Source organism: Amycolatopsis sp. NPDC059021, from assembly GCF_042739895.1.
Taxonomy (GTDB): domain Bacteria; phylum Actinomycetota; class Actinomycetes; order Mycobacteriales; family Pseudonocardiaceae; genus Amycolatopsis.
The window spans coordinates 1-16,964 of record NZ_JBHYIQ010000031.1; the positions used below are offsets into that span (position 1 = coordinate 1).

Genomic DNA, 16,964 nt, shown 5'->3' on the forward strand with positions numbered 1-16,964 from the left:
GGGCCCCCGCACCCCCGCCAAGCTCCTGCTCCTCCCCTGACGTCGACGCTGGTCGGGGGGGGCCTCCTTGAGGGACCCAGAGTCTCTCGAGGAGGCCCCCACGGACCGTCCCTCCACAAAGGACACGGTGGTCAGCGGTCGGCAGAGGCCCGGCGCCGGCGCCGGTAGGCGGCCGCCTTCGCCCGGTCGCCGCAGCCGCTCATGCCGCACCAGCGCCGCCGGCGTCCCCGGGAGCGGTCCAGGAACGGCCGGGTGCACGTATCGTCGGCGCACCAGCGGATCGCGGACACGGTCTCGGCACCGGCGAGCCGGATTCCGCTGCGCGCGAGGGACGACAGCGCTGCCCGCGCCGTCCCCTCGCGCACCGGGGTGCCGCCGCCGGCCAGCCGGACGACCGGCGTCGGATGCGCGGCGCGGGCGTTGATCACCTTCACCGCCGCCGCGGGCAACCGCGCACCCGCGGTGAGCGCGACGAGATACTCGTAGAGCGCCTCGCGCAGTTCCTTCGCCTCGGCCAAATCCGCCTCGGTCACCTCCACCGGGGTGTCGAGGAGGCGGGCCTGCTTCAGCCAGGCGGCGAGGTCCGCCACGCCGGTCAGCGTTTCGGTGCGCTTCGTCGTCCGTTCCCCGACCGTGGCGACGAAGTCCAGCGCCACGGCACCGGACAGGAACTCGAAGGGCATGTCACCATCTTGACAGGTGACGCCGGGTCCGCGCTCACCGCCGCCCGGGTTTCCGCAGCAGGTACAGGTAGTAGCCGAAGTGGTCGCGGAACAACGAGCGCATCAGCGGCACCAGGCCGTCCATCCGCGCGGTGAGTTCGGGGCCGAACCGGTCGGCGATCGCGTCGTGCTTGTCGGCGTAGAGCAGCGCCATCAGTTCACCGCTGAAGGCACAGCTGGGGGTCATGCTCTCGGCCTTGATCAGTTCGAGGCCCGCGTCGGCCGCCATCTCCAGCGTCCGCACCAGCGTGACCGGCGGCGCGCAGCACCAGGCCCGCAGATACGCGTCCAGTTGCTCCCGCGGGGGCGTCCCGCGGAGGGTGAAGTCGTTCAGCAGGAAGTGGCCACCGGGCCGCAGCACCCGCGCGGTCTCCCGAAAGGCGCGCTGACGATCGGACAGGTGCGCGTACACGTCGACCGCCATGGCGGCGTCGAACGACTCGTCCTCGAAATCGAGGTCCATCACGTTGCCGTGGCGGAAGGTGACGCGCTCGGAGACGCCGCAGGTCCGGGCCGTCTCGGCGGCCTTGGCGAGATGGGCGGCGCTGACGGTGATCCCGGTGACCCGGCCGCCGCGGTGCTGGGCCATCCGGACCGCCGGCAGCCCGGTGCCGCATCCGATGTCCAGCAGGTGTTCGCCCGCCCGCAGGTCCAGGGTTTCGACGTGGTAGGCGGTCTGCCGTTCCTGGGCCCTGTTCGCGAGGTCGCCGAGTGTGGCCGCGGGCTCGCGCTCGCCGGGCCGGGACCACATGCCGACGTGCACGCCCACATCGCCGACGGTCAGCGCGTAGAGATCACCGAACTCGTCATACGTCGCGCCGACCTCCTCGGGAGTGGGTCCGGTGTATCCGCCGACAGCCTGATCGCCCGTCATCGTCATCGGCATTTCCTCCTCGGCAAGGGTTCCGGAGTCGTCTCCGGCACGGTAGCAGCGCGCGAAAACCCTTCGCCCGCAAGGAAACCGCGCTCAGATCTGGCCGTTGTTGACGATCCTGCCGTTCTCGACCTTGTAGCTCCAGACCGGCACGTCGGAAAGCTCGCCCTTGTCGTTCCATGTGAACTTCTTCGTCAGGCCCTGGCCGTCGTAGTTCCTGACGAAATCGAGCAGGCCCGCACGATCCTTGACGCCTTTGTCGATACCTTTCAGCATGATCGTCGCGACGTCGTATCCCTCGGGCGAATAGGTCCCGGGATCATGACCTTCGACCTTTTTGTAGGCGGCGGTGAAGTCCTTGAAGTTGTCCTCCGGAACGCAGGGGCAGGTGAAATACGTTTTGCCCGCGGCGTTGCCCGCGTTCTTCACGAATTCCTGATCCTTCACCCCGTCGGTGCCGACGAATTTCGTGGCGACACCCTTGTCGTCGAGCTGCTGCGCGAGCGGAGCGGCCTCCGGGTAGTACCCGGCGTAGAAGACCGCGTCCGGCTTCTCGCTGGACATCTTGTTGACCACGGCGGAGAAGTCGGTCTGACCGCCCTTCACCTTGTCGGTGCAGGCGGCCTTGCCGCCCAGCGCCTGCTTCACCTGCGAACCGAGCCCCGTGCCGTACTCGGAGTCGTCCTCGATCACGCAGATCTTGCCCGCCTTGAGCTTCTCGGTGAGGAACTTGGCCGCGGCCTTGCCCTGCACGAGGTCGTTGCCCATACCGCGGAAGAACGTCTTCCAGCCGTGGTCGGCCAGCGCCGGGTTCGTCGCCGACGGCGTGACGTGCACCAGCCCGGCCTGCTCGAACAGATCACCGGTCGCCTTCGACTCGCCGGAGAACGGAAGGCCGATCACCCCGAGGATCGGGGTTTCGCTGATGACCTGGGCGACGACACCGGGTGCCTTGTCCGGCTTGCCCTCGGTGTCGAACTGCTTGAAAGCGACCTGGCACCCGGGATTGGCCTCGTTGTGCTGCTTCACCGCCAGTTCGACGCCGAAGAGGATGTTCTGGCCGAGCGCCGCGCTGGTGCCGTTGATCGTCCCGGCGTAGGCCAGCGTCGCCCCCGAGCACCGGGCTTTGCCGTCCCCCTTCGGATCGGCCGCGTCGGGCGCCTGCTGGGGCGCGGTCGCCGACGGAGTGGCGCTGCCGCCGGAACCCCCTTGATCGCGTGCGGTACACGCGCTCATTGCCACCGACACCGCCATGGACGCGGCCACCGTGGGCAGAATGATCCGCGTGAGTCGTGTCCCCGGCACTTTTCCTCCCCATAGTGATTGACAGACACTGACCCGTTCCGCGGGATGGTAGACCACAAATGCGGTGATCAGCGATCCCCGGTCGGTGATCCGCCCGTTCGCACGAGACATCGGACGGGAATTCGTCACCGCGGCGTAATGATCATCGAGTAACGTTCGACGCTCGTTCGCCGATATTCGTCCTCGGACGCTGGGGATTGGGGAGGGGATGCCGGTGTCCGACACGAGCCGGCTGGGCGGCCGGTTTCAGGAACTGGCCGAAAATGTCGAGCGTTTCGTCCGGGGAAAGCCGGAGGTCGTCCGGCTCGCGCTGGTGTGCCTGCTGGCTCAGGGACATCTCCTGATCGAAGACGTGCCGGGCGTGGCGAAGACGTCGCTGGCCAAGGCGATCGCCCGGTCCATCGGCGGGGCGACGGTGAAACGGATCCAGTTCACCCCGGACCTGCTGCCCTCCGACGTCACCGGCGTCCAGGTCTACGACCAGGGCAGCGGACGCTTCGAGTTCCGGCCGGGACCGGTGTTCGCCCATGTCCTGCTGGGCGACGAGATCAACCGCGCCGCGCCGAAGACCCAGTCGGCCCTGCTGGAGGTGATGGCCGAAGGACAGGTCACGGTGGACGGCGAGGCGCGGGCGGTGCCGGATCCGTTTCTGTGCATCGCGACCCAGAATCCGGTGGAGCATCAAGGAACCTACGCGTTGCCGGAGGCGCAGCTCGACCGCTTCCTGATGCGGATCGCCATCGGCTATCCGGCGGACACCACCGACGAGGTGACCATCATCGGCGACGGGGTGGCCCGGCGACGGCCCGAAGAACTGCGGCCGGTACTGGAACTGGACGAGCTGCGGCTGATGATCACCGCGGTGCGGAAGACCCATCTGTCGGCGGAATTGCAGAACTACGTCGCCATGATCACCAGGGCGACCCGCACCCACTCGGACGTCAGGCTCGGTGTGAGCCCGCGCGGCAGCATCGCGCTCGCGGTCGCCGCCCAGGCCTACGCCGTCTCGGCGGGCAGGGAATTCGTCACCGCGGACGACGTGAAAGCGGTGGCGGTGCCGGTGCTCGGCCACCGCCTGCTGCTGACCGCGGAGGCCAGGATCGGCCGTCACCGGCCGGAAAGCATCGTCGGCGAAGTGCTGGCCGCGGTCCCGGTTCCCGGTATGGGACGGCGGTGAGCCCGCCGTGATCACGGCGACCGGTGTCGCGGTTTCGGTGTCCGCCGGGGCATTGCTGATCACGGGCACGCTGGCCGATTACCCCGAACTGGTGATGCTCGGCTCGGCGGGTGTCGCGGCACTGGTGCTGGCGACGCTGTGGACGCTGACCCGGCCGCGGCTCGCGGTGTCACGAGAGGTCGCTCCCAGCCGGGTCGTCCAGGGAAACCCCGCGGCGGCAACGGTGACGGTGACGAACACCGGCCGCCACCGGAGCCTTCCGGCCGAGGCGATCGAGGTCGTCGCGGAACGCCGGATCGTCGTTCCACTGCCCGGTCTCGGCGCCGGCCGGGCTTTCGGGACGACGTATGCCCTGCCGACCGAACGCCGCGGCAGGCACACGCTCCCCGGCCTGGTGCTCGGCCGGTCGGATCCGTTGCGGCTGATGCGCACCCGGCGCGTCCGCGGCGAAGAGTCCGTGCTGTACGTGCATCCGCTGATCCACGAGCTCGCGCCGGTCCCGGCGGGCGGTTCTCCCGACGCCGAGGGCCCGACCGCCCTGAACGCTCCCCAGGGCGGGGTGGCCTTCCACAGCCTGCGGGACTATCGCGCCGGGGACGACTGGCGGCGGATCCACTGGAAATCCACCGCACGGACCGGAACGCTGCTGGTCCGGCACACCGTGGTGCCCGACGACCCGCATTGCCTGGTCGTCCTCGACACCGGTGCCACGTCCTACCCCGGCACGTCGTTCGAGGACGCCGTGCGGGTGGCGGCCTCCCTGTGCGCCGCGGCGGGCCGGGCGGGTTACCCGCTGGCCCTGCTCATGACCGCGAATCCGCGCACCGCACCGGATCGGCCACTCGCGCGCTGGGACACCGATCCGACGGCCGCCCTGGATCTGCTGGCCGACGCGCGCTGCTCGAGCGGCGATCCGGGTCTGCCGGGACTGGCCCCGCTCCTGGACGAGCTGATCCCGGCGGGCGAAGGAACCGTCCTCACCGTCGTCACCGGACAGCCTTCCCCGGAGAGGCTGGACGTGCTCACCGTCCTGGCGCCTCGCTTCAGCGCGGTCAGTCTCGCGTGCATCGGGCCGTCACCGGAGGACGGCGCCGCCGTTCCGCCCGGGGTGTTCACGATCACCGCGGCCACCAGCGCCGAGTTCGCGGCCGCCTGGAATCGCCGGGCAGAACCGTGACGCCGCGCATCTCCCCCATCGGGTTCCGTCTCGCCGAGGTCGCCCTGTGCGGGGTGGCGGCGGGGGCAAGCGGTCTGCTGTACGGCCGGTTTTTCGCTACAGGCCAGTATTTGCCGCCGTTGTGCGCCGCCGCGGCGGGCGGCGCGCTGACCGCGGCGGTGGCCGGGTTCCGCGGGTGGCGGGCAGGCCGCACGCTGCTGGTGACGGCGGGCGGTTTCCTGCTGCTGGCCTGGTACAGCGTGCTCGGACACGGTCTGCCCGGCCGGAACACCGCCGGGGAACTGACACGGGACGTGCTCGGGAGCTGGTCCAGGATGCTGACGGTGGCGCTGCCCGCCGACGTGCGCGGTGACCTCCTGGCGACCCCGGTCCTGCTCACCTGGTTCGCCGCCGCCACCGCGGTGACCCTCGCCCTGCGCACCCGCCCGGTGCTCCTGCCGATCGCCCCCACGCTCCTCGCGTTCGTCGCCGGATTGCTGTTCGTCGGCAGGCAACCGGGCCTCCAGTTCGTTCCCACCGCGATGTTCCTGGCCGCGTCGCTGCTCCTGATGGTGCTCCGCGCACGCTCTCCCGGCGCCGTCACGGATCGTGCGGCGGATCTGAGCCGGCTGCGGACCGGCGTGCCGGTGGTCCTGGTGATCGCGCTGCTCGGCGTCGGCGGGCTGCTTCTGCCGCTGGCCACGGGCGAGCATCGCTTCGATCCCCGGGTTTTCTGGCCGCCGCCGCATCAACCGGCCGAGACGCTCAGTCCGCTCGCCACGCTGAAAAGCCAGCTGCGGGAGGAACCGCCCCGGCGGTTGTTCACGATCCGGGTCGACGACGGCGGTGCCGGGATCGACCGGGTCCGGGTCGCCGCACTGGACGACTTCGACGGCGTGCTCTGGACGTGCTCGGACCGGTTCCTGACCGCGGGGCACCACCTTCCCGGTGCGCCAGGGGAAACGCGCACGCGCCGGGTGTCGGCCCACATCACCGTGGACGAGCTGCGCGGGCCGTTCCTTCCGGCGCTCGGCAGACCTTCACAGCTCGCCGGGCCGACCGTCGACGCCGGGGACTTCAGCATCGGCACCGCCTCGGGGGTTCTGGTCACCAACCGGGAATTCCCGCGCGGGCTCGGCTACGACCTCACGAGCGCGATCGGCGATCGGGACCACGCCCTCCCCCAGGCGTCGCCCGCGATTTCCCCCGGCACGGCGCTGCCCGGCCTCCCCGGGGAACTGTCGGCCCTCGCCCTCCAGCTCACCGCGACCGAGCCGGCCCCCTACGGCAAACTGGCGGCGATCGAGCGATACCTGCGTGACCTGCCCTATCGCCTCGATGCCCCGCCCGGCCATTCCTACGGCGCGATCAGCAGAATCGTGACCGGTGGCGGACAATCCGATGCCGCGGGCTACGCCGAGCAGCACGCCTCGGCCTTCGCCGTCCTCGCGCGGGCGCTGGGATTCCCCGCCAGGGTGGCGGTCGGCTACCGGCTGCCCGGCCGGGCGCACGAGACGCAGGCGGTCACCACCCGCGACGCGGACGCGTGGGCGGAGGTGCGTTTCGACGGCTACGGCTGGATTCCCTTCGATCCCACCGATCCCGCCAAGACCACCCCGCCCGCACCGCACGACGGTGACCAAGCGGCACCGGCGGGCCCCCGCCCGCCGCGGCCCAACCCGCCCATCGTGGCCCCACCGCACACGGGACCGCTGCCCGCCCCGCGGACACCGGGAGACGCCCGGCCGTCGTCCGCGCCGCGTGGCCCGGTACTCGCCGCCGTTCTGGCGCTGGCCTGCGGCGCGCTGACGGCGACGCTGATCGTGGGGGCGAAGGCCGGACGACGGCACCGGCGTCGCCACGCCGAGGGGAATCCGGCCCGGATTCTGGGCGCCTGGCACGAAGCCGTGGACCGGCTGCGCGAACGCGGCGTCACGATGACGAGGTCGATGACCGCCGGCGAGGCCGCCCGCCACGCCACCAGCGTGCTCGGCCCGGCCACCGGCGCCGTCACGGCACTCGCGCCGCTGGCGACCGCCGCGGTGTTCGCTCGCGACGTCCCCGGCGACGAAGCCGTCCGGCAGGCCTGGGTTCTGGAAGCCCGGCTACGCGAGGAGCTGTACACGCGCCGGCCGGTGCGCCGGCTGCTCGCACGACTCGACCCGCGACCGCTGTGGCCTCAGCGGCGCGGAGCCCGGAAATCTCCGCCTCAGGGGTGATCGTATGGCACACCGTCTCCTGCACCGCTTCACCTCCGCCCGGCTGCGGCTCGTCGCCGGAGCCCTCGGGGTCACCACGCTCCTGGCCGGATTCGTCATCGTCGGCTCGGATCGCCCCAGCCCCGCGCCCCAGCTGCGCCTGCGCGGCGGCACCGTCTGGGTCGCCTCCGACCAGGTCGGGCAGCTCACCCTGCTCGACGGCGCGTCCGCGGAAGCGGCCGCCGGCGTCCCCGTCGCCGCTCCCGGCAGTTCCCTCCAAGCCGCCCAGGAAGACGCGACGGGGTACGCGCTCGACCGTTCGCACGGCACCGTCGTCCGGGTCGACGGCGCGACCCTCGAGCCCAGCCCGCCGAAACCCCCCGTCGCCACCGCCGGCCGGCAGCTGACCCTGATGCCGGGCCCTCGCGCGGTCTACACCCTCGACGCGGATCGCGAGCTGCTCACCACCATCGATTCCCGGACCCTGGCACCGCGCGATCCCCCGCGGCCGCTGGCCGCCCGGGTCGCACCCGACGAGCCGGCCGTGGATCGGCAAGGCCGCCTCTGGTTACTCGACCACCGCACCGGTGATTTGATCTGGTTCGCCGACGGCACCCGCCACACGCGGCCCCGCGCCGCCACGCCCGACGGCAGCCGTCTCGTCCTGACCGGCGACCGCCCCGCCGTGCTCGATCCCGCGCGGCACACCGCCGAACTCCTCGATCCGGAAACCGGCGCGGTCCTCCAGACGATCCCCGTCGACACACCGTCCGGTGACACCCTCGCCGTCGCCGGCTCCCCGCACACCCCCAGGTTGCTGATCTCGGCGCCCGGACAGCTGCTGGTATGCGCGTTCGGTACCGGGTCCTGCGCGCCCCCGATCCCGCTCGGCGCGGCGAGCCCGGACCTCGGTGCCGCCGTCGAGACCGATGAGCACGCCGTCGTACCCGACTACGCGACCGGGCGTGCCTGGATCGTCGACCTCACTGACCAGCGGACCATCGAACGGCGCTTGTTCGACCACCCGTTGCGCTTCGACCTGCTGACCCGTGACGGGAAGGTCTTCTACAACGACCCCGGCACCGAGCACGCCGGCGTCCTCGAACTCGACGGACGAGTACGTCCCATCAGCAAGTACGCACCGCCGAATCCCGGCCGGAACACCGCGCAGAACGCCGACGTGGGAAACACCCCGGGGCAGTCTCCGCCGGTCGGCCCACCCAATCCCGTTCCCACCGGCCCGCCGGACAACGTGCCCCCCGTGGTCGGGCCGGGCGGTACGGAGAAACCGCCCGGCCCGCTCAGCGACACCACGGTGGCGATCGAGGTCGGCCCGCGCGATCACGGGCTCGTCGGGGAAGACTTCCGGTTCACCGTCGTCCCCCACGGCGCCGCGAGCATCGCCGACGCGCAGTGGGGCTTCGGTGATGAGACCGGTGGTGCCCGGGGCATCACCGTGCATCATCGGTGGAACCGCCCGGGAACCTACTCCGTCGGCGTCACCGCCACCCTCTCCACCGGGCGGCAGGTTCATGCCGCGGCGCGGATCACCATCGACTCGCCCGACGCCCCACCGCGCGTCGCGCAAATCCTGATGGCCCCGGAGAAACCGCATGTGGACGAGCGGGTGTCCTTCAGCGCCGATCTGACGGGCGGACGTCCCCATGCCTGGGCGTGGACCATCACCGGCGACCGGGGAATCGAAACGACCTCCGACGCTCCTCAGTTCCAGTACACCTTCCCCACCACCGGGACTTACACCGTGACGCTCAAAGTCACCTCTCCCGCTGGTTCCGACCAGAAGTCCCGGACCGTCCAGGTCGCCCCACGCATGCACGAGGCGCGGTGCGGGGACGTCATCACGACCGACACCATCCTGAAACACGACTTGAACTGCGCGGACGATGTCGCGCTCACCATCGCCGCCAGTGATCTCACCCTCGACCTCGGCGGTTACACGATCACCTCGGAAAATCCAAGGAAAGCCACCAAGGGGATCCTCGTCAAAGCATCCCGGAAGCTGGCGAACATCACCGTCAAGAACGGCACGGTCACCAGATTCTCGACCGGCATCGAGGCAACCAATGTGGACCGGGCGTCCATCCTCAACATGGCGGTGACTTCACCACAGGAATCACAGTACGACGAGTTCAACGGCTTGAGCAGCAGCCAGGCGCACGACCTGCTGATCCGCAACACCACGGTGAATACCTACGGTCCATTCGACTTCGAAGACGAATCAACTGTCACCATTGAAGACTCGAACCTTACGGGCTATGGCAGCTGGAAACCCGCGAACTGCGGAAAAAAGAGCTTGTGCACAATCCACGGTGGCACCATTCATACTCGATACATCGAATGTTCGTCCCAAATCACCGATTCAGCGGATTCGTCGGTAACAATTGAATACGCAAACGAAGTAAAGATCGAGCAATACGGCCTCGGCTGCCTGACAGCAACCGCAAAGGACAATACAAATACCCAGCACATCGGCCTCATTGCAGCAACGAATTCAACCATAATAAATAACAGCTTTCTTCGAAGTTTGGTAATGGTGATCGAAGGTTCGGTACGCATATCCGGAAACACATTTACCGAATCGCCCGGCAATGCCATACACATTCGCTACGGCGACCTGGTCCAACTGACAGAAAATTCCTTCACGAGAACCGGAGGCAGTGGCGTAGTAGCGAACGCGGACGAAAGTTTCAGCCGAGGCGTCGTCAACATTTCCCATAACGTCTTCACATCAAACGGATTCAATCCAACCTCCAGCTTCCCGGGGCGGGACGGTCTCGAAATATGGAAGGGCGGCACAGCTCATATCACTGTGTCCTACAACCACACCCAGGGCAACGCGCGGTATGGCATCAACGCGGAGGACGACACCGTCGAGCACAGCGAAGGGAACGTGTCCCGCGACGACCCGATGGGGTGCCGCGGCGTGAAATGCGACTAGCGCGATCCATCACTTCCCCAGCGCCTTCCCGCCGTCGATCACGGAACAGGGGGCCGCGAGGTCGGTTCCGGCGGGCAGGAGTTCGCGTTCAGCCGCGGAGTAGGGCCGGTCGTTCAACCGGCACAACTGGTCGGCCCACCGCCGAGGACTCATGTCCACCGAGAAGAAGCCGTCCGCGGCAACCGCCACCAGCCGGTTCTCGTGCACCATCCATTTACCGGGGGAGCCAGGGAAGCGCGGCACGGCGACGCGATCTCCATTGTCGACGTTCCGGATCTCGATGGCACCGTTCCCCGTACCGAAGATCACCTTGTCCTCCTGCGCGAACCCCACCAGAGACAGGTCACCCGGGGTCGGAACGGCTTTCGAAACGGTATTCTGTTCGGGGTTCCAGACGTGCAGCCGTCCGATATCGGCGTAGTGAACGGCGACTCGCCGCATGATGGAGTCGGCCACGACATCGGGCGTCGGAAAACCCCACCGAGGGGCGAAGGAGGCCTCCGGCCGTTCTCGCGGATCACCATTCCCGGGCTGCGGCACCGATCTCCGCTTCCACGACTGGACAGCGTCCGGAGTGACGACCAGCAGCCGACCGGCGTTCACGGGACCGGTGATCATCTTGAAGCGATAGCCGAAGGGGACGTAGTTCACCATTCCACGTGGGGACAAGGACGCCGGGAGTGGGTATCGCTCTCCGGTGCTCGCCTTCCATACGTTGAACTCGTGGCCGCGTATCACGGCGACTTCATCGGGGCCCAACGACACTATCGACATGGTCTCGTCGAACGCGATCTCTCCTTCACCGGAGCCGGGCCTCGCCAGCGGGATCGTCCGGAGGACGGCGAGATCGGCGGTGGAGATCACCGCGAGCAGTCCTCGTTCCAGCGGAGCGAAGATCATCTTGCCGTCCCCGCTGAACGCCAGACCGGGCGCGCCCGCCAAGGGCAGGCCACCCGCGGATTCCCGCGCTTCCCCGGCGACCTGGCCGTGGCCACGCACCGCGAACAGCCGCAGCTTCGCCCCTGCCCGCGCACCCGGCTCCCCCGCGCGGGACACCGTCAGCAGCGACTCACCGTCCGGGCTCAGGACAGCGGCACCCACATCCCGCGCCGATCCGGATTGTTCGGTTTCCCCGACCAGATCGGGGACGCGGAACCTGAGCAGCACGTCCCCGTAGAACATGAAGACCGCAGGCGCGGCGGAGCCGTCGCTGAGCGCCATGATCGGTGAGGAGTCGTTCTGTGGCAAGGCGCGTCGCTTGGTGCGGCTCGGCGGAGGAACGCGGATCGAGTAAGTGTTGCCGTTGTTCAGATTCATCAGTTTGACTTGCTGGAACGCGTCGTCCGGCGAGCCCGTTCTCAGCACCGCGTACTCGCCGCTCAAGTCTGTGACTTCGGCATCGCCTGCGGGACAGTCGAGCAGAGATCGGGTGAAACGCACCGCGCCGCTAGCCGCGTCCTGGACCGTCAACTGACTGTACGGCTGCCCTTTCCGGCATTCGGCGACGGCACCGCCCGGCGTCACGAAACCGGAGGAGATCACGCGGAGTTCCCCGCCGGTGGTCAGATCGCGCAGGACGACGGGCCGTGTCCGGTCCGGCCGGTCTTCACGAAACCACGCTCGCTTACCATCCGGCTCGACACCGAGTACGGCGGTCTCACCTCCCGGGCCGGTCACCTGATTCGGTACCTGACTGCGTTGCAGGACATCCCACACCTCCACGACGCCTTGGCGAGTTCCGTCCGCCCCGCCGCCGGTGCGGACGGTGTCGACGAGGAATCTTCCGTCCGGGGAGAACCGGGCGCTGAGCACGGTCGCGGGCCCGGCGGTTTCCGGTGCGCGCAGCGGCAGCGGCCCGCTGTGCCTGGCGGTGTCCCACAGGGTGATTCCGCCGTGGTCGTCCAATGCGGCCAGCCATCGGCCGTCGGTACTGAGCCGGAGCCCGGCCAGAGTCGGGATGGTGGTCACGAACCAGCGTTCCGGGGCGGGACCGGACAACGCGGTCCAGACCGTGATCCTCCCGTCCTCTTCGGCCACCGCGGTCGTATGGCCGTCGGGGGTGGCCGCGACCTGCGCGACCACCCCGGACCACAGTCCGGTCCGGATCTGTTCGACGTCGGCGTATTTGAGGTACTGCTGCAGGAGTGCGGCGTAGGCCTCGGGCCTGGTCGGGTCCGCCTTCCACGCGGCCTGGGCGAGCTGCAGGGCGGTGAGCGGCTCGCTTTCGTTGCGCCGCCCCGCTTCCTGGCCGAGGGAGACGGCGGAGGCGCGGCGGAGCTGGTCGGCGAGTTGCCGGTTCTTGTCCAGCGCGAAGATCGCGGAGGCGGTGGCGGCCAGCGCGAGCACCGTGATCAGTGCGGTGATCATGCGCCAGCGGCGGGTTCCCCTGCGCTGATGGGTACGGCTCGCGGCGATGTAGGCCCGTTCGTCGTCGGTGAGACCGGTGGGATCGGTGCTCAGCCAGGTCTCCGCGGTCGTCAGTGTCGTGCCACGGAGCAAGGTGTGCGGGTCTTCCCCGGACTGCCGCCATTGGGTGAGGGAGAGCCTGAGTTGTTCCTGCCAGACGCGGAATTCGCGGGCGGCGGCCAGCCATTCGCGCAGCTGCCGCCATTGCTGGACAAGGGCTTCGTGGGCGAGGGCGATGACCGCGGGGTGACCGGGGTCCTGCCGGATCACGACGAGCCGGTGCGCGGCCAGTTTCCTGGCCAGGTCCCGGGATTCGGCGTCGAGGTGCTCCAGCTGGGCCGGGGAAAGGGTGAAGGTCCCGTCCTCCCCGGGCCGGGCCAGCTGCACCAGCACCCGGCGGGCCAGTGCCCGTTCGCCGTCGGTGAGCCGTTCGCTGTGCACTTCTTCGGCGTAGGCGGCCAGCGCTCCGGCGACACCGCCGAGTTCGTCGTAGGCCTGGTGGGCCAAGGTGGCGCCGTGCTGGGACTCCCAGAGCCGGGTGAGCGCGAATTCGACGAGCGGCAGCTGCCCCGGGGCGTCCAGTGCGTCGGCGATGATGCGTTCGACCAGTCCTGGCTCGAAGGAGACGAGCGGACGGTCGACAGGACCGGCGATCGCGGCCCGCAGTTCCGCCGCTCCCATCCTGGGGACGGCGACGGTGTGCAGCACCGGGGCCAGCTCGCTGGTCAGGATCTCGTCGAGGTCCGCCGAGCGGCCGGTGACGATCGCGCGGATGGCGGGCGGCTGCGCCGGACGGGACGGCGCGGCCTGCACCAGCCGCGCCAGCAGGTCGAGCAACTCCTTGGCCGCCAGGGGATCGGTGGCGACGAGCTCCTCGAACTGGTCGGCGAACAGGACGAGGCTGCCGACCGTGTCGGCGATGGTGTCCGCCAGCAACGGGATGTCCTGGGCGGTGAGCGCGGTGGTGCGGTCCACCCCGACGACCGGCCGCACCGCGTAGGCCAGCAGCTCGAGTGGCTCGACGCCGGGGACGGGCCGGAACACCGCCAGTGTCGTGTTTTCCTGGCGCAGCGCGGGCAGGACACCCGCCCGGACGAGGGAGGATTTCCCGCTGCCGGAGGCCCCGATGACCATGACGAGGCGATGCCGGCCGAGGAGCTGGTGGAGCTGCCGGATCTGCGGATCCCGGCCGCAGAAGTACGGCGCGTCCTGTTCCTGGAAGGGTTCGAGGCCGCGGTAGGGACATTCCGGATGCGCCGCGCGGTGCAGGCCGGGATCCGCGGCGGGCACGGATGCCCGGTCCTGACCGGCGTCGCGATGGTGCTCCAGCAAGGCGCTGAGGGCGACGGCGTGCAGGACCCGTGCGCTGCCATAGCGCGGCTGGGCCAGATCCTCCGGCGGAGCGAGGCCGGGAACGGGAAGTTCGAGGTAGCCGGCGAAAGCGTCGAGGGCGCGGCGGAACTCGGCCTCGCGTTCGGCTTCGGTGCGGGCGAGCGGGGCCAGGCTGTGATTGTCCAGCGTGTGGAAAAGGCTGGCGACGCGGTCGTTCCCGGGCGTGTGAAGGCGCTGGAGCCGTTCGCCGCTCTGACGGCTGAGCAACAGCAGCCGCGCCTGGGGAGCGTTGGTGGAGCGCTCCACCAACGCCGTGGCGAGGGCACGGGTCTGGTCGAAGTGGCTCTCGGCCTCGTCGATGACCACGAGCACCTGGTTGTTGACGGTGGCGAGGGTGGCGAGATCGGCGGCGGTGGCGTTCTCGTGGACGATCCCGGCGGTCCAGCCCTGACCGGTGAGCCGCTCACACAGCTGCTGGGCGAGGCGTGTCTTGCCCTGCCCCGGTGGCCCGCTGATCAGAGAGGCGGAAACCGGCGCGGGTTCGTTCACCCAGCTGAGCAGGTCGGCGAGTTCGGCGTCGCGGCCGGTGAAGGGCACCAGCCGGTATTCGGCGCGCAGCCACGCGCTGGGCACCAGGTTCGCGGTCGGGGCGCGAGGGGTGGCGAAGGCCCGCCGGAGGACGAGTCCCGGCACCAGATCCGTCAGCTCGCCGACCAGCTTGGCGAGATCCTGGACGTCGTTGCGGTGGTGCAGGCGCAGGTACTGGCAGCGCGCCAGCGCCGCGACGTCGGCGGGCAGGTCGGTTTCGGTGAGGACCTTGGTGTGGTCGAGGAAGACCGGGATCACCCGCACCCCGCGGCGCAGCGCCTCGGCGAGTTCGCGGCGGACCCAGTCCCCGGGATCGTCGATCCGGCGCCCGCCGTGCCGGGTGGTGCAGGTGAGCCAGCGCGGCCCGATCACCACCAGGACGACGTCGCACCGGCTCAGCCAGTCCAGTATCCGCTCGGCGAAGTCCTGGCCGGGACGGATCGTCCGGCTGGCGAGGAACACGTGCTCGGCGCCGAACCGCGTCGTGAGCGCCCCGGCGATGAGCGTGGCCGCGAAATCGCCGTCGTCGGTGCGGTAGTTGACGAAGATGCCACCCATGTCTCCCCCTGGCTCTTCCGCTACACCGCCGGTGTGCGCAACGCCGCGGTGAGCCGGGGGTACAGCTCGCGGACGGGCGGATGGGTGTGCCAGCGGGTCAGCGTCCTGGCGAGCCGCCGCAGATCCGTCCGGACCGTGGCCGAATCCACCAGCAGCGCGCTCTCGATCGCCTGCTCCGCCAGCGCGCAGGCATGGTCGACCTCCCCGCCGCTGGCGTAGGCCAGCGCCCGGCGGGCGCCGAACCGGGCGTGCACCCGCCGGGCCTCGGGCGAGACGAGCGCCAGCTGACGGTCGAGGATCTCCCCGGCCTCCGCCGGACGGCCCAGATCGTGCATGCACCAGCCGGTGACCACCGCGACCATCCCGGTACCGCTGACCGACGCCGGCCCGATCTCCTGGCCGTCGGAGGTGTCCAGCAGGCCCGCGGCGCGATCCAGCGCGTGCCGGCATCGGTCGTAGTCGCAGGCCAGTGCGTGGCCCTGGGCCTCGCGCAGCGCGGCGAGGCCGCGGATCCGCGGCGGGGTCCGCGAACCGGCCAGTGCCTGCTGGGCCAGGTCGATGGTGCCGGCGGCGTCCTCGCGGTACAACGTGATCAACGCGCGCCGGATCAGCGCGTAGGTCGAGAGTTCGGCGTCACCGGCGGCCGAGGCCATTTCCACCGCGGTTTCGGTCCACCACAACGCACCCCGCTCGTCCCCCGCCTCCTGCGTCATCCACCCGGCGTACTCGGCGTACCGCGCCGCCAGCCGCAGCAGCTCCGCGCGCGACGATGCCGCCGCCGAGCCGGCCAGGCCGCGCAGGGCGTGCGTCTGCGCGACCACGATCGGCAGGACCACGCTCGGGCTGCTGGTCTGCCCCAGCCGCCGGGTCTGCTCGAACAAGGCGCGGAACGCCGCGATCGTCGTCTCCTGCCCGGCGGCCGCCGCGTTCCCCGGCGCGCCGACACTCAGCGCCAGCACCGACGCCGCGCCCATCGCGAGGGCGTCCCGGCGGCTCATCGGCACCAGGTTGCTCGAACCGTCCGGCCCCATGCTCATCACCCACACCCCGCCGTCGGGAGCGGCCTCGGGCACCACGGCCGGTTCGGGCGGCCGGGCCTTGGCGACCAGCGCGGCCAGTTTCCCGTCGGCCGCCAGTGCCGCGTCGCAGCGGCGGGCCACTTCCATCCCGGCCGGTTTCTCCCCGGTCTCGATCCTGCCGAGATAGCCCTTGTTGTAGTGGACCCGCCGGGCGAGTTCCGCCAGCGAAAGCCCCGCGGCCGTCCGCAACCGCCGGAGTTCCGTTCCCACGGTGCCCGGTTCTTCGGCCATCCCCGCCCTCCCCATCCGCGTCCCGCGAAACCGCACGAGCAGAGGGTCCTCCGCGCTTCCGGCGGCGACCCCGTACCCGAGGCTATGGGGCGCGGCCGTCCCGGCACAGCCCCGCGGCGCGATCGGCACGCATCGATATCGGCGGCGGGCAGGCGCCGCCCGCCCATCGCGATACGTGTGGGGTGGGTGGGGTCCCTGCCGACGAGTGCCCCGCCGGTGAGCCCGTTCTGCGCGAAATGGCGCGGATCTTGGTGCATACCGCCCAGTTTCGACCCCGGATTCCGCCCTGCACCCTCCGTGGCCCGGGGCCGGGCCCGCCGGGGGGCCCGCGGGAGCCCCCCCCACCCGCCCCCCCCCCCCCCCCGGGTCGTTTAAACAA

9 protein-coding genes are annotated in these 16,964 nt (G+C 70.2%); 4 read left to right on the forward strand and 5 right to left on the reverse strand.

Features of this window, described 5'->3' with window-relative positions:
* Window positions 1–131: 131 nt before the first annotated feature.
* The 3 genes from ACFWX1_RS19735 to ACFWX1_RS19745 form a co-directional block, all read right to left on the reverse strand.
* The gene (locus tag ACFWX1_RS19735; RefSeq protein ID WP_378389222.1) at window positions 132–683 is read right to left on the reverse strand and encodes a CGNR zinc finger domain-containing protein; all 552 of its coding nucleotides are present in this window, start codon (window positions 681–683) and stop codon (window positions 132–134) included.
* 34 nt (window positions 684–717) lie between these two features.
* The gene (locus ACFWX1_RS19740) at window positions 718–1,602 is read right to left on the reverse strand and encodes a methyltransferase domain-containing protein (protein WP_378389224.1); all 885 of its coding nucleotides are present in this window, start codon (window positions 1,600–1,602) and stop codon (window positions 718–720) included.
* A gap of 87 nt (window positions 1,603–1,689) precedes the next feature.
* On the reverse strand, window positions 1,690–2,850 hold the full coding sequence (locus ACFWX1_RS19745) for a branched-chain amino acid ABC transporter substrate-binding protein (RefSeq protein ID WP_378389365.1): 1,161 nt from the start codon (window positions 2,848–2,850) through the stop codon (window positions 1,690–1,692).
* 259 nt (window positions 2,851–3,109) lie between these two features.
* Between ACFWX1_RS19745 and ACFWX1_RS19750 the strand changes: the two genes are divergently transcribed.
* The 4 genes from ACFWX1_RS19750 to ACFWX1_RS19765 are packed head-to-tail and all read left to right on the forward strand — an operon-like array spanning window position 3,110 to window position 10,391.
* Complete coding sequence (locus ACFWX1_RS19750; RefSeq protein WP_378389226.1) at window positions 3,110–4,078, forward strand: AAA family ATPase; 969 nt, start codon at window positions 3,110–3,112, stop codon at window positions 4,076–4,078.
* Between the two features lie 7 nt (window positions 4,079–4,085).
* Complete coding sequence (locus ACFWX1_RS19755) at window positions 4,086–5,255, forward strand: DUF58 domain-containing protein (RefSeq protein ID WP_378389228.1); 1,170 nt, start codon at window positions 4,086–4,088, stop codon at window positions 5,253–5,255.
* Entirely contained in the window at window positions 5,252–7,453 is a 2,202-nt protein-coding gene (locus ACFWX1_RS19760) for a transglutaminaseTgpA domain-containing protein (protein ID WP_378389230.1), read from the forward strand. The genes ACFWX1_RS19755 and ACFWX1_RS19760 overlap by 4 nt, the downstream gene beginning before the upstream one ends.
* A 4-nt stretch (window positions 7,454–7,457) precedes the next feature.
* Window positions 7,458–10,391, forward strand: a complete 2,934-nt coding sequence (locus ACFWX1_RS19765) for a PKD domain-containing protein (RefSeq protein ID WP_378389232.1) — start codon at window positions 7,458–7,460, stop codon at window positions 10,389–10,391.
* 9 nt (window positions 10,392–10,400) lie between these two features.
* On the opposite strand, the gene ACFWX1_RS19770 is transcribed toward ACFWX1_RS19765, so the two are convergent.
* Window positions 10,401–15,275, reverse strand: a complete 4,875-nt coding sequence (locus ACFWX1_RS19770) for an AAA family ATPase (protein ID WP_378389234.1) — start codon at window positions 15,273–15,275, stop codon at window positions 10,401–10,403.
* A gap of 20 nt (window positions 15,276–15,295) precedes the next feature.
* Window positions 15,296–16,585, reverse strand: coding sequence for a helix-turn-helix domain-containing protein (locus ACFWX1_RS19775; RefSeq protein WP_378389236.1), 1,290 nt, complete (start codon window positions 16,583–16,585; stop codon window positions 15,296–15,298).
* Window positions 16,586–16,964: the final 379 nt, after the last annotated feature.